16 protein-coding genes and 2 pseudogenes are annotated in these 12,102 nt (G+C 47.3%); 14 read left to right on the top strand and 4 right to left on the bottom strand.

Going from position 1 to position 12,102, the window contains the following annotated elements:
• The first annotated feature begins 27 nt into the window (after positions 1-27).
• Entirely contained in the window at positions 28-528 is a 501-nt protein-coding gene (locus FGI04_RS17930; protein ID WP_407337063.1) for an Imm70 family immunity protein, read from the top strand.
• Between the two features lie 41 nt (positions 529-569).
• On the opposite strand, the gene FGI04_RS17925 is transcribed toward FGI04_RS17930, so the two are convergent.
• The gene (locus tag FGI04_RS17925) at positions 570-767 is read right to left on the bottom strand and encodes a SymE family type I addiction module toxin (protein ID WP_407337062.1); all 198 of its coding nucleotides are present in this window, start codon (positions 765-767) and stop codon (positions 570-572) included.
• A 29-nt stretch (positions 768-796) separates the two neighbouring features.
• On the opposite strand from FGI04_RS17925, the pseudogene FGI04_RS17920 reads away from it, so the two are divergent.
• The 3 genes and pseudogenes from FGI04_RS17920 to FGI04_RS17910 form a co-directional block, all read left to right on the top strand.
• A pseudogene (locus tag FGI04_RS17920) lies at positions 797-1,165 on the top strand (polymorphic toxin type 28 domain-containing protein); the annotation flags it as partial.
• Positions 1,162-1,548 carry a contact-dependent growth inhibition system immunity protein gene (locus tag FGI04_RS17915; protein WP_407337061.1) on the top strand — a complete coding sequence of 129 codons (387 nt, stop codon included), beginning with the start codon at positions 1,162-1,164 and terminating at the stop codon, positions 1,546-1,548. The pseudogene FGI04_RS17920 and the gene FGI04_RS17915, both read left to right, overlap by 4 nt.
• 106 nt (positions 1,549-1,654) lie before the next feature.
• A complete protein-coding gene (locus FGI04_RS17910; protein ID WP_407337060.1) occupies positions 1,655-2,128 on the top strand; it encodes a hypothetical protein in 474 nt (157 codons plus the stop codon).
• 46 nt (positions 2,129-2,174) lie between these two features.
• Here the strand turns inward: FGI04_RS17910 and FGI04_RS17905 are convergent, their stop codons facing one another.
• Entirely contained in the window at positions 2,175-2,399 is a 225-nt protein-coding gene (locus FGI04_RS17905; protein ID WP_407337059.1) for a SymE family type I addiction module toxin, read from the bottom strand.
• A gap of 72 nt (positions 2,400-2,471) precedes the next feature.
• Positions 2,472-2,828, bottom strand: coding sequence for a helix-turn-helix domain-containing protein (locus FGI04_RS17900; RefSeq protein WP_407337058.1), 357 nt, complete (start codon positions 2,826-2,828; stop codon positions 2,472-2,474).
• A 166-nt stretch (positions 2,829-2,994) separates the two neighbouring features.
• On the opposite strand from FGI04_RS17900, the gene FGI04_RS17895 reads away from it, so the two are divergent.
• The 5 genes from FGI04_RS17895 (at position 2,995) to FGI04_RS17875 (ending at position 8,624) form a co-directional block, all read left to right on the top strand.
• Entirely contained in the window at positions 2,995-3,402 is a 408-nt protein-coding gene (locus tag FGI04_RS17895; protein WP_407337057.1) for a hypothetical protein, read from the top strand.
• Between the two features lie 2 nt (positions 3,403-3,404).
• The gene (locus tag FGI04_RS17890; RefSeq protein WP_407337056.1) at positions 3,405-3,707 is read left to right on the top strand and encodes a hypothetical protein; all 303 of its coding nucleotides are present in this window, start codon (positions 3,405-3,407) and stop codon (positions 3,705-3,707) included.
• 98 nt (positions 3,708-3,805) lie between these two features.
• Positions 3,806-7,750 carry a hemagglutinin repeat-containing protein gene (locus FGI04_RS17885; protein ID WP_407337055.1) on the top strand — a complete coding sequence of 1,315 codons (3,945 nt, stop codon included), beginning with the start codon at positions 3,806-3,808 and terminating at the stop codon, positions 7,748-7,750.
• 2 nt (positions 7,751-7,752) lie between these two features.
• A complete protein-coding gene (locus tag FGI04_RS17880) occupies positions 7,753-8,010 on the top strand; it encodes a hypothetical protein (RefSeq protein WP_407337054.1) in 258 nt (85 codons plus the stop codon).
• Positions 8,011-8,144: 134 nt separating this feature from the next.
• Positions 8,145-8,624: a hypothetical protein gene (locus FGI04_RS17875; RefSeq protein ID WP_407337053.1), complete on the top strand. Its 480-nt coding sequence runs from the start codon at positions 8,145-8,147 to the stop codon at positions 8,622-8,624.
• Between the two features lie 42 nt (positions 8,625-8,666).
• On the opposite strand, the pseudogene FGI04_RS17870 reads toward FGI04_RS17875, so the two are convergent.
• Positions 8,667-8,759, bottom strand: a pseudogene (locus FGI04_RS17870) (SymE family type I addiction module toxin); the annotation flags it as partial.
• Positions 8,760-8,999: 240 nt separating this feature from the next.
• On the opposite strand from FGI04_RS17870, the gene FGI04_RS17865 reads away from it, so the two are divergent.
• From FGI04_RS17865 to FGI04_RS17845, 5 genes are all read left to right on the top strand, one after another.
• On the top strand, positions 9,000-9,347 hold the full coding sequence (locus FGI04_RS17865; protein WP_407337052.1) for a hypothetical protein: 348 nt from the start codon (positions 9,000-9,002) through the stop codon (positions 9,345-9,347).
• 210 nt (positions 9,348-9,557) lie between these two features.
• A complete protein-coding gene (locus FGI04_RS17860) occupies positions 9,558-9,884 on the top strand; it encodes a zinc ABC transporter substrate-binding protein (RefSeq protein WP_407337051.1) in 327 nt (108 codons plus the stop codon).
• Positions 9,885-10,219: 335 nt separating this feature from the next.
• A complete protein-coding gene (locus FGI04_RS17855) occupies positions 10,220-10,549 on the top strand; it encodes a hypothetical protein (protein WP_407337050.1) in 330 nt (109 codons plus the stop codon).
• A 190-nt stretch (positions 10,550-10,739) separates the two neighbouring features.
• Complete coding sequence (locus FGI04_RS17850; RefSeq protein ID WP_407337049.1) at positions 10,740-11,183, top strand: hypothetical protein; 444 nt, start codon at positions 10,740-10,742, stop codon at positions 11,181-11,183.
• A gap of 161 nt (positions 11,184-11,344) precedes the next feature.
• Positions 11,345-11,953: a hypothetical protein gene (locus tag FGI04_RS17845; RefSeq protein WP_407337048.1), complete on the top strand. Its 609-nt coding sequence runs from the start codon at positions 11,345-11,347 to the stop codon at positions 11,951-11,953.
• Positions 11,954-12,102: the final 149 nt, after the last annotated feature.

The raw sequence follows: 12,102 nt of genomic DNA, 5'->3' as shown, positions 1-12,102 counted from the left end.
ACCGTCCTCTATCAGGTTTAAAACAGAATGAAAAATGTCGGAATACTTGCAGCGATGACACTGGCCGAAGTCGGTCCAGTGTCTGATGTTAAAGGATTTTTTAATCTGATAGTCTCTTTATTGGAAGGAGACATTAGAGGTAGTAAATACCCCTGGGTAACAGAGAAACTTTATCGTAGATCTTTATCTTATGATGATCTCTGTAAAGTTAAGAGTGAATTAGATTATATAAAACATGATCTGTCATGTATTTTAACCAATAATGTTGATTGGTTATCTTTTGGAATAGATAAACATAATTCTCGATTGGATTTTGGAGGGGGGGATTTATCTGTTGTTTTTAAACGTTTTTTTAAAGCCTTTGATGAAGCGTTAGAATGTACTGAAGTTTATTCTCAGGGTTTTAATGAATATATACCTGTAAGAGTGGGGTTTACCGATGCACCGTATTATATTGATGACATTAATAGAGCATCAGAGCAATACGATTCATTAGGCCCAAATGATCTGCCTTTCTGGTTACGTTAAAATAAAAAATCTTGGCCCACAGCGGTTGGGATTTTTATCTGTCACTCAGCTACAGGAGGGCTCATGATTAGTTGTCCGTGCTCAACGACCACGGTAAGCGGTGTACCTGTCGCGAACCCCGCCTCTTCTAGCCAGTAGTTACCCTTCAGGTTAAGGCTGGGGCATCGGCTGTAATATATGGTCGTATCACCGTGATCCGCATAACGGATGCTGATTTTGTAGCGATAACCAGCGAGCATGAGTCGGCGGCCTGCGCGAAGAATCCGTGGCTGGAGGGTGTACAGGTACGCCACCACCGCCAGAAGATGATTCTAAGCAGCAAGATACTGACAAGTCGGTTCAAAACCTGAATCAAAAGCAAGAGAGTGCTATTTGGAAGATTGATAACGCCATAAAAAATGGATTAAAAGACCATGATATTGCTGGGACTATCAAGGATATGGATTGAAATCCTGTTCCTAAAAAGAATGGGGAGAGTTGGGATCATATGCAGGAAATGCAAAATACCCTCAGAGGGTTAAGGAATAACGTTGATACTTTGAAAAACGTTAATAATCCTAATGCACAAGCTGCATATGGTAGGGCTACAGAAGCCATCAATAAAATTGAGTCAGCTTTGAAAGGGCATGGGATATGATTACTTTTCGTAAACTGATCGATGATATTAATAAAGAGCAAGAATCAGACCAACAATCTCCACTTGAGGTATGGTTTGAAAGTGTCCTTGATGTGCCCATTGATAGTTTAGCTGTGGAAGATCTTTGTCGTGCTATTCGTCAGAAGATATGCATCGAACAGTTGATGCCAAGAGTGCTGGCTGTTTTGACAGAGGATCCGTTGGCCGGTGAATATTATGATGGCGAGCTTATATCTTCTCTATCGACACTAGGGAACGATGATCTGAAAAACCAAAAAGATGTGTTTTTTGAAATAATAAAAATTATAAATCAAATTGATGTGTCGGATCTTGATAGTGAGCTGAAAAGTGACATTTTAAAGATTAAGAAAATAAACCCATAACTGGAATCCCAGTCTTCGCGCGCCGAGATCGTTTTTACCGCTAATAATTTGGGTGCCTCCTAAATCACCAGTTGCGAGCTCAAGGATGACGATAGAAAGATCCGAGATGATGAATCCTTTGGGGAAATATCAAGAATGGGCTAACCATGTTGTTGGCGAGAGACTTTCAGAAGTGAGAGGGGTGATCTATTTTTTTGAAAATCCTGACTTTGAACATCCTCAGCAATTACAGTTTATTTTTTCCAATACTGAGAGCATAACCAGTTTCAGGTGCAGTAAGGATGGTTCAACCCTAGAGGTAACAGACTTTCCTGCTCAGGGAAATGATCTTGGGGAATATGGCAAAGAAGTAATTATGGATGTTTCAAATTCAAGGTTGTTTGTTGATTATATTGGAAAATCTCTATTGAAAGTATATTCGATATCTTCTTCGATAGAGGATGCCTATATAGGCATCAAGCTGGTTTTTGAAAGTGGTTTGAGTTTGATTGTTGTAAATATTGGTGATGAACTAAATATTAGTGACTCTTTATCATCATCATATGAACACGATGAAGGTATTAAATATGAAGAGTTATAAATGATACTGATCCCGGCCCCTGAGCCGGGATCGCCGTTTTTAGCAGTTAGATCCTAAGTTCCGCCTCAATCACCAGCCGCCCGCGCTCCACGGTGACGATAACGGGTTGTCCGGTGTTAAAACCGAGATCTTCCAGCCAGCGGCCCTTCAGCGTGAGTTGCGGCGGCGGGTTGCCCCGGCTGCCGTTAGGGACGTAACCGACGGTGTAATGCCGTTGGGGTTGTTTTACTTCAGTTGCGCGGGGTTCTGACTTAGAATCGCGTCCAGCCATGATTAACTACCTCAGATAGTTGGTTGTGGTGAGCGGTATGAACGGGTTGCCGCCCGTTTATGCCGCGTTAGATTACTCTTCTTTCGCTGCCTTCCTTGTTGTGTCCCAGCGGCGGGTCTGGTATCGGATAATCAGACTTTCCAGAACGTCCCTGATAACCGCCTGTTCGCTTTCCGGCAACTGTCCTATGGCTTCAAACAGTAAGGAAAAAGAATCTTCTGGTCCACGTTCATATTCATCAAAAATCAAATAGTCTGTACTGACATGAAGCGTAGTCGCAATTTTCTTTAATGCCTCAACCGATGGCATTGCCTGTCCGCTTTCGTATTTCTTCCAACTGTTAACATGCAGGCCGACAGCATCGGCCATTGCCTGTTGAGACAGGTCAAGAGCCTTGCGTAGAGCATGTAATCGAGCAGGTAAAGACATAGCTAGTCAAACACATGTATGGATGCAGTAACCGTAACGTTACCCTTCATAAAACTATACGTCAATAACACTTTACTATGTATTTAAAATAAACATGATGGTGTTCTATCTGTGTGGCAGGCAGCGAGCTGATAGCGGGTGAAGACGTAACGCTGAAAGGGCTGTATTGGAGCGTATTGGTCAGAACTCGAAAAATACGCCAGACCTAAGCACGAAAGAGCCTAACTCTGCTTACTATCAGCAATTGATAAAAAATGCGGAGAATATTTCGACAGCAAAACCGGGGCAACAATTTACAGAGCCAAGAGATTTGAATGAGCGGCTTCTCTGGGATCAAGTTAAAGCCAGTCCATCTACAGGGGAACAGTTGCGTAACATGAATAATGATCCTCGTTTCTCTCCGGGTACGGGATTCCAGAAAATGCAGGTAACTCATGAGCTACCTGATGGCACGAATATAACAGTCCATTATCAATATAATGTAAATACTGGCAAGGTTTATGATATGAAGATTACGACTCCGAAAAGATCTGAAATCCAACCGGGTCCTTCACTTACTGGTAAGGATAAATAGATATGAAAATAAAAAAGCATAAATCAGATAAACTCATTGAAGTTTTTGGGATTTATTGGATTGGTGAGAATACTTATTTTTATGGTTTCTCTAACGGATATGATGGTTTGTTGGCCTATAACGCTAAAGATGTCGAAATTCTTGAGTCATCACTATCTGGTGATTTTATCTTTTTCAATGATGGTGTTTTTTATAGACCACTGATAGAAGAAAAAATACTTGATGATTTAGTTGAAGCAGATCCCAGCGCGTATAGTCGTTTCCTTGAGATCCTGCAAGCAGATGGGCGACTAGGGTCCAATTAATATTCCACTTAACGATCCCGGCTCTTAACAGGCCGGGATTTTTTTATCTGCTGCGCAGACCCTAATGCACCGCAATCCACCACCACCCCTGAGCGTAAGTGGCGGGGTTGTCTGAAAGTGCTTCATCGCCGGACGGCACCACCCAGACGGTGCTGGTGCCACAGGTTTACGCCCGACTGAAAGAGGGTGATCTGGACGGCAGCGGTGCGCTGCTGGCCGGGCGCACGGCAGATATTCGTGTTGACGGCGATATCAACAACAGCGGCCGTATTCAGGCGGCAGGCAACGCCACCCTGTTGGCAGAGAACCTCAACAACACCGGTGGGCTGATCCACGCCAATGATCTGGCGTTGCAGGCCCGCACCGATATTACCAGCATCGGTGGGCTGATTTCGGGCAACGACAGCCTGACGGCGCAGGCGGGACGGGATATCACCCTCACGACGACGACCCGCAGTGCCACCAGTGCCGACGGCAATTTCAGCCGTACCGCGCTGGACCGGGTGGCCGGTCTGTATGTGCAAAACGATGCCGGGAAACTGGTATTGCAGGCCGGGCGTGACGTTAACCTGACGGCGGCGCAGCTGACCAACGGCGGTGAGAACAGCACCACCACGGTGGCGGCCGGGCGGGATATCAACCTGAAAACGGTCACCACCGCCAGCCGGGATAACATCGTCTGGAACGGCGATAATCGGGTCACACAAAGCGCCAGCCACGAGCAGGGCAGCGAAGTAAACGCCAAAGGCGATATCCACATGAGCGCGGGTCGCGACCTGACGGCGACGGCCGCCTCGATGAGCGCGGGCAACGGTCTGATGCTGGCGGCGGGCAACAACCTGACTGTCCAGCAGGGAACGGATACCGCCACGCTGGATGAGCGGCACAAGACCACCGGCAGCAATGGCTTTGCCTCCAGGATAACCACGGTACGGCAGGATACGGTAGACCGGCAGACGGCGGCGGCGAGCGTGCTGAGTGGCAATACGGTGGCACTGGCGGCAGGCCATGACCTGACGATATCGGGCAGCGATGTGGCAGGCACCGGCGATGTGAGCCTGTCGGCGGGCAATAGCCTGACGGTAACGGCAGCCCAGGAGCGGGATGCACAGACGCACCTGCGTGAGGAGACACACGCCGGGCTGATGGGCAGCGGCGGTATCGGGTTTACGATAGGCAGCACCAGCCAGAAGACCACCACGGCGGAGAGCGCGCAGCAACATCGCGGCAGTACGGTAGGCAGCAGCACGGGGTCGCTGACGCTGAACGCGGGCGGGTCGCTGGGTGTGGCAGGCAGCGAGCTGATAGCGGGTGAAGACGTGACGCTGAAAGGGCGTGACGTGAGCGTGGTGTCGCTGGAGAATCGACAGGACAGGAAGGAAACGCGGGAGCAGAAACAGAGCGGTCTGACGATTGCGCTGAGCGGTAGCGTGGGCGGCGCGCTGAACACGGCGGTGGAAACGGCGCAGTCCTCGCGTGAGACGCAGGACGGCCGGGTGAAGGCGCTGCAGCAGACGAAGGCGGCGCTGAGCGTGGCCCAGGGGGTGCAGGCGGCGCGGCTGGCGCAGGCACAGTCGGAAGGGGCAGGCGGTCAACAGGGCGGCCAGACGGTGGGTGTCAGCGTGTCGTACGGCAGCCAGTCGTCCAAATCGGTGCAGGAGCAGACGCAGACCACGGCGCAGGGCAGCAGCGTGACGGCGGGTCGCAACCTGTCGGTGACGGCGACGGACGGTGACGTCACGGTGGCGGGCAGCACCCTGAAGGCGGGTCAGGACCTGCTGCTGGATGCGTCGCGGGATATCCGGCTGCTGTCGTCGGCCAACACGCAGCATACCGAGGGGAGCAACCAGAGTCAGGGCGGCAGCATCGGGGTGAGCCTGGGGGTGAGTGCCTCGGGCAGCTTCGGACTGAGCGTGAGTGCGAGCGTGAACGTGGCGAAGGGCAGCCAGCACGGCGACGGGGTGACACACACGGAAGCGCTGCTGGAAGCAGGACGGGCGGCGGTGCTGCACAGCGGTCGTGACACCACGCTGCAGGGTGCGCAGGTCAGTGCGGAGACGATAAAGGCGCAGGTGGGGCGTGACCTGCTGATACGCAGCGAGCAGGACAGCGACCATTACGACAGCAAACAGCAGAGCATGAGCGCCGGGGTGACGATACCGATTTACGGCGGGGGTGGCGGCGCGAGCTTCAGCTTCAGCCGTGACAAGGTGAACAGCAACTTCGACAGCGTGCAGGAGCAGTCGGGGCTGTTTGCGGGCCGGGGCGGATTTGACGTGACGGTGGGCAATCATACGCAACTGGACGGCGGGGCGATAGCGTCGACGGCGGAGGCGGATAAGAACCGGCTGGATACGGGGACGCTGGGGTTCAGCAATATCGACAACCACGCAGAGTACAGCGCGTCGCACAGCGGGGGCGGATTTGGCACCGGCGGCCCGATAGGGATGCAGATGCTGAGCAACCTGGGCGGGCTGGCACTGGCGGGGGCGAACCAGAGCGGCTCCTCATCAGGGACGACCTATGCGGCGGTGAGCGACGGCACGCTGATAATCCGTGACAGGGCGGGTCAGCAGCAGGACGTAAGCGGGCTGAGCCGGGATACGGCGGGGGCGAACAGCGGGTCGCTGAACCCGATATTCGACAAAGAGAAGGTCGAGAGCCGGATGCAGCAGGCGCAACTGATGTCGGACATCGGTGCGCAGGCGCTGGATATCGCCTCGACGGAAGGGGCGATAGCGGCGACGAAGGCGGCGAACACGAAGGTGGCCGAGGCGACGGAGGCGGTGCGCCGGGCGAAGGGCAGCGAGCTGGCGCAGGCGAGCCCGAACAAAGCGATAACGCAGGATGACATAACGCAGGCGCTGTTCCAGTCGTACTACGATGAGGCGATGCGGACATCGCCGTACGGAACGGGCGGCGCGGTACGTCAGGGCATTCAGGCGGTGACGGCGGCGCTGCAGGGCGTACTGGCGGGGAACATGGCCCAGGCGCTGACCGGGGCGGCGGCACCGTATCTGGCCGAAGCCATCCACCGGGCGACGACGGATGCGGCGGGCAACACGGACGTGGCGGCGAACACGCTGGCGCACGCGTTGCTGGGTGCGGTGGTAGCACAGGCGAGCGGGAATAACGCACTGGCGGGGGCGGCAGGTGAAGCAGGCGGTGAACTGGCGGCCCGTGCCCTGATGGAAGCGCTGTACCCGGGCAAGAAACCGTCGGAGCTGAACGAAGAGCAGAAGCAGTACATCAGCACGCTGGCGACGATAGCGGGCGGTCTGGCGGCAGGTGTGGTGGGGAATACCGGCGCGGACGCGGTGCAGGGGGCGCAGTCGGCGCAGGTGGCGGCTGAAAATAACTTTCTGTTTGTTGTCCCGGCCGTTGTGGCTGCGGGAGAGGCTACGGCAGCGTGCTTTGTCACAGGGCCATGTGCGGCCGTTGTTGCCGGCGTAGCGACAGCGATCATTGGCAATGAAGTCATCAATGAAGCGAAGAAGGATGACGAAAACGCACCGTCGCATACGGAATTACCGATAGCGGATACAGATCCGACCGGAGGCAAACTGGAAAACCCGGCCCCGACGGAGAACACGGCCACCACGCTGACGACGCCGGATCAGTCGGATAAGAATGGAGCCAGCAATACCGGGAATATCGATGGCGCACCGTCTACGGCCGGAAACACTACCACGACGCCGATCCCGGATGGGCCGAGCCAGGATGATTTGGCTTATCTTAATAAGATCACTCAGGGGGAACATGCATCCATAAGGAATAAAGAAGGACGCCCGGTGGGCTCGGTAATCAATGATGTCCAGAAATCCAGGCCTGCAGATATACTGGTACAAGATGATGGACGCTGGGTTGTTCGGGGTAGTGGTGGAAATGTGCATATCATTGAATCAAATGGGGAGGTCGTAACTTCTTTCAAAAATAGTGATAAAAACACGACTCAGCGTTTGAATGATGGCCGCTGGAGTAGGCCAGATAGCAGTAAATTAGATGAGTTCAGAAGTAAGTTTTCTGACTACGTAAGGTGGTGATTATGGATGTTCTTAAGACTAATTATGTTCCTGGGGTAAATGTCACTTTATTCGATGTTCGCCTTTCTGAATCTGAAGTTGTGATTTTTTCAGACTGTCTAAACTATGTTTTAAAAAATTGCTCAGATGAGCAAGTAAACCAGTTAACTGAGTGTTCAAGTAGAGAAGAACTCTCTTGGTTCTTAGCCGATCTTTTGAATCTGATGAAATCAATGGAACACAACGAATATATACCTGATAGGTATAAAAATAGGGACTAATTAGTATAAATCCCGACCAGCATGATCTGGTTGGGATCTTATTATCCGATGCCACGCTCACCCCAAATGATCGTTCCCGTGCTTGTACCTGAACATCTAATGGCATGGCCTGTATATAGCGGAGGGAAAAAGTAATGTTGAATGATCGAATTACTTTTTGGTGGAGTGAAAAAAGCAACCTATTTATTCCTATTGGGGGAGAAATACGTAATACCCTGAGGGGAGACGTCTTGGGGTATGGTGCACGTGAAATAGCAGGATGGTTATCTAACGATATTCAGTATGGAATTAATTCTGTTGATATCTGGGTGAAGAATCTAACTGATTTATCCTCTGGAAAAAGTACTGATGGTAATTTCGGCATAGGCAATGCTCATTGGGTGATGGTGACCCAAGATAAAGTACTCATTGGCTGTGAATATGTTGAAGAGCAGCGTGTGCTTTTAACTATTGAGCAAACATTATATGTACTGGAGCAGTATAGAGCTTTTTTGGCGGGATCTTATACTAAGGATTATCCACCGGAATCTATAGATGTAGAATATTTTGCTGAAGGCTCCAATGCAGTTACACAGTATGAATCTTTAGAGGGTGCTTATTGCTTACCCTTCTAGTGAGTAATGATGTAATCCCAGTTTTCGCGACTGGGATTTTTATTAGTTTGAGATTTCTTTGTCACTCACGGTGACAATCATCGGCTGGCTGGTGTTAAAACCGAGATCGTCCAGCCAGCGGCCCTTCAGCGTGAGTTGCGGCGGTGGGTTGCCCGGCTACCGTTGGGGACAGTAACCGACAGTGTATGCTGTAAAAATAAGGTGTTAGCAATAAAGGACATGTATGGCTGCCAGAAAATGATGCCCATGATGCTGCATAATTGAGGGGATGTCGCTTCATCTTCTGACACGTTGCAAACTTGCCGGTCTTAGCACAATATACCATGGCTCTCTTCTCTGGGGGGCATATTCATTATCATTATTTTGAGGTGAACCATGGGGGCTTATTTTGGTATCGGTTACAGAGGATTAAGTAATATTGGTGGTAAGCAGAGATTAAGTGTGGTGTTAAATCGTTTAGCATCCGATGTATTGATAGCGTTGTTTGATGAAGTATTAAAGGAAAATTATCCTGTTATATATGATAAAATAATGGAGGTTCAGGTTCTTGATCAGATAAATTTCTACGATTTGAATGAGTCTGAATTTAATGAAACTATTAAAGTTATTAGAAACTACTTAGCGACTCGAAAGGAGAAAAATGAAGGGTTTTTATATCAAAATCGCATATGGGAAGAGGAAATAGAACCCCTCGCCCAGCAGGATGATCGCTATCAGAAGTAAAGTTATTTTTGTGCCTGAGCGGCGTTGGTGAGAGAAGGTGTTTCAGTAGCCGGACAGGAAGTATTTTGTGTCCACCAATAGTCTGCTGAATGTGTTCTCCGCAATAACCAGTTCAGAGGTTCAACGGAACTACATGTCAATAGAATGATTCCCCCTGTTATGGCTGTAAGTTATGTTTGTCTATGAATAGGCGATAATGTAGTGATAAAGATGACAAAGCAAGAGATATATAAGAAGATATTTGACCTTGTTTTACCTTATATAAGAAATGTTCAGTCACAGAATACTTGGGTAAGGGCAAGAGACAGGTCCTGTTATTTTGATGTTGAACTTATACATAACTTATCAAAAAGTATTCTGGATTTTGATTTTGTGGAGCATGACATTTGGTTTTTAAATAACCAAGCAAAGTACTATTTTGAAAAATGCAGTGATGATATATCCCCCAATTACACCCAGAATGTAGAGTACATTAAATTGTTATTTAAAATAGTTCCTGATGAGTTAAAATCAAGGTTGTCTTGGGATGGTCCATAATCGAATGTATATCTTGAATTAATAGGATGTTTCGATTTTATCGTGTGGATCTTTTTATTCATTTGAGAGCGCGTGGGAAATGAAGGATATTAACAAATCGCTAGAGGTTTTTGTTTTGTTGCCAACATCTATTGGATATGCCGTAGAATAAATGCTAAGTATGACTACTCATACTGATAGTATTTATTCCCCAAAGAATACATTTCTAATGTTCAGTTAATGTGAAATTTTTCTCATCTCTGATGGCTCTGTTCCTTGAGGGTTTTAAACTATGATTGGAACAGGTCCGGAGTTAGGGTAATAACATGTATTGATTTTTCGTAATGAGGTGAATTATGGGGGCAACTGTTTTTATCGGTTACCTAGAGAGAACGAGCTTACGTATTACTTTGAATAGGATCGCTTCAGATGCGTTAGAGGACTTATTAGATGATGCCCTTCAGGGCAACCATCCAATTATATATGAAAAGATAATGGAGGTTTTAGTTCTTGATCAGATTAATTTTACTGATCTGAAAAATGAAGAATTTATTCTTGCGGTAAAAGTTATTCGTGATTGTATAAAAAGGCGCACTGAACTAACAGAGTGGCAGTTATACCAAAAGCGCATATGGGAAGAGGAAATAGAACCCCTCGTCCAGCAAGATGAGCGCTATCTGCAATAGCGTTATTCGAAAAATCTCGTTCTCTTGGCTGGGAGCGCTAATTTTGGCGGCACAGAATCTCAGTGAGAGGAGAAGAGCAATGCATGTGCATAGATGAATAGTTATCAGCATGAGTATTTTACATAATGAAATGTATTAATTTAACAGGTTAGCTCCTGAAGAGTCTTAAAAATATTAATAGGGAGGTGTAATGTTGGTTAATGAGTATATTAAAGAGTTTCGCAAGCGTTCTTTCTTTATAGAGAATGAGTTGATTTGTGATATTCTTGTTATGTTCTTTCGAACATCGGAATCTGGCTGGATATCATTAAGTGTTAATGAAGGTATTGCTAAAATTTTACAGGAGAGTTTCGAGCCTTTTTTATTAGATGTTATGGATATCGATGATGAGTTTTTTTATCCAGTGAAGATTGTTCCTGAGTTGTCTGATTACATTGATAAGAAGATAGTTAATATATATGAATATAGAATTAAAAATGTTGAGCATGGGTGCGTTGGTCTTTATTTTGATTGTGGAGTAACCGGGTTTAGTCTTCTAGAAAAAGAGGGGTGTTTGTCTATTTTTTATGGTATATATGATGGCTTTGGGGAAGCAATTTATTTAAGGGATGCTGTTTTTAATAAAAATTCTTGAGTGTATTTCAATAATTAATTTATTTTTCGCAGGGAATTATTATTTTTTTTTGGTGTTCTTGGGAGAACGATTACGTCAGCGTGTTTTTTCATAGCGCGCTATGTGCGCCCGCTAACGCTGGTAGATTCTGAGTAAGGTCATGTTGATGCAGGAGAAAAAGAATGATGAATAATTTTGATGAAAATTGGAAGCCCGAGTTTGGAACTATTTACACATGGTTCGCAATGGATAAGTTTGGCAGGATTTCTGTAATGGTTAATAACTGTTTTGGTGATATTCCCAAGGCGGTTTTGCAGATGAGTAACGCTGAGTATATTTTGGATTCTTTAAATGAGTATATGTGGGAAGAGTCTGCGGGTTATTCTGAATATCCAGAGTCTAAAAATGGAAAGACAATATTGGATTTATATTCATACATAAGATTTGAATATGTCAAATGTCAAAATGACTTAGTTAAATGGGTTGAAGAACGTTCATTGCCAGAAATTGAATTGAGCGACTATAATCTTCCATCTAAGAAGGGCTTCTTTGTTTTTCATGGTGTTGAAGGAACAAATGAAGGCGAGGATTACCCAGTTGGATATGAGGGGAATACTGTTATGGGTGACTATTTCAGATTTCTAGTACCAACAATTTATGCTTCAATCAGCGATTTCCCAGAAGCTCTCCAGCGTGGTATTGTTGTATCTGACTCAATAGACTTCACAAATGCTAGAGTCATCGAGAATAAGGATATTAATAAATATTTTACGAGAAGGTATAAGCAGTAATCGAAAATAATGCACAAATTGGAATTACATAGTTTTTGCCTCTGGCAAACTGGTGGGATGTCAACTACCTTGTTGTGAACAGGCGCTATTCGGATGAAATTGTCTATTTCGGCGGCGAAGATATGTATTTCAGAATGGCTAAACATTGT

The sequence above is a fragment of the Dickeya ananatis genome (assembly GCF_019464615.1).
GTDB classification, from domain to species: Bacteria; Pseudomonadota; Gammaproteobacteria; order Enterobacterales; family Enterobacteriaceae; genus Dickeya; species Dickeya oryzae.
The sequence above is the reverse complement of the archived record's forward strand: the minus strand, read 5'-3'. Positions and strand labels throughout refer to the sequence as shown.

Excerpts from the sequence above, each read along its gene's own strand:
- FGI04_RS17865 (WP_407337052.1), top strand. The coding sequence starts at position 9,000 with ATGGGGGCTTATTTTGGTATCGGTTACAGAGGATTAAGTAATATTGGT.
- FGI04_RS17915 (WP_407337061.1), top strand. The coding sequence starts at position 1,162 with ATGATTACTTTTCGTAAACTGATCGATGATATTAATAAAGAGCAAGAA.
- FGI04_RS17855 (WP_407337050.1), top strand. The coding sequence starts at position 10,220 with ATGGGGGCAACTGTTTTTATCGGTTACCTAGAGAGAACGAGCTTACGT.
- FGI04_RS17845 (WP_407337048.1), top strand. The coding sequence starts at position 11,345 with ATGATGAATAATTTTGATGAAAATTGGAAGCCCGAGTTTGGAACTATT.
- FGI04_RS17875 (WP_407337053.1), top strand. The coding sequence starts at position 8,145 with ATGTTGAATGATCGAATTACTTTTTGGTGGAGTGAAAAAAGCAACCTA.
- FGI04_RS17900 (WP_407337058.1), bottom strand. The coding sequence starts at position 2,828 with ATGTCTTTACCTGCTCGATTACATGCTCTACGCAAGGCTCTTGACCTG.
- FGI04_RS17905 (WP_407337059.1), bottom strand. The coding sequence starts at position 2,399 with ATGGCTGGACGCGATTCTAAGTCAGAACCCCGCGCAACTGAAGTAAAA.
- FGI04_RS17860 (WP_407337051.1), top strand. The coding sequence starts at position 9,558 with ATGACAAAGCAAGAGATATATAAGAAGATATTTGACCTTGTTTTACCT.
- FGI04_RS17890 (WP_407337056.1), top strand. The coding sequence starts at position 3,405 with ATGAAAATAAAAAAGCATAAATCAGATAAACTCATTGAAGTTTTTGGG.
- FGI04_RS17850 (WP_407337049.1), top strand. The coding sequence starts at position 10,740 with ATGTTGGTTAATGAGTATATTAAAGAGTTTCGCAAGCGTTCTTTCTTT.
- FGI04_RS17925 (WP_407337062.1), bottom strand. The coding sequence starts at position 767 with ATGCTCGCTGGTTATCGCTACAAAATCAGCATCCGTTATGCGGATCAC.
- FGI04_RS17910 (WP_407337060.1), top strand. The coding sequence starts at position 1,655 with ATGATGAATCCTTTGGGGAAATATCAAGAATGGGCTAACCATGTTGTT.
- FGI04_RS17930 (WP_407337063.1), top strand. The coding sequence starts at position 28 with ATGAAAAATGTCGGAATACTTGCAGCGATGACACTGGCCGAAGTCGGT.
- FGI04_RS17880 (WP_407337054.1), top strand. The coding sequence starts at position 7,753 with ATGGATGTTCTTAAGACTAATTATGTTCCTGGGGTAAATGTCACTTTA.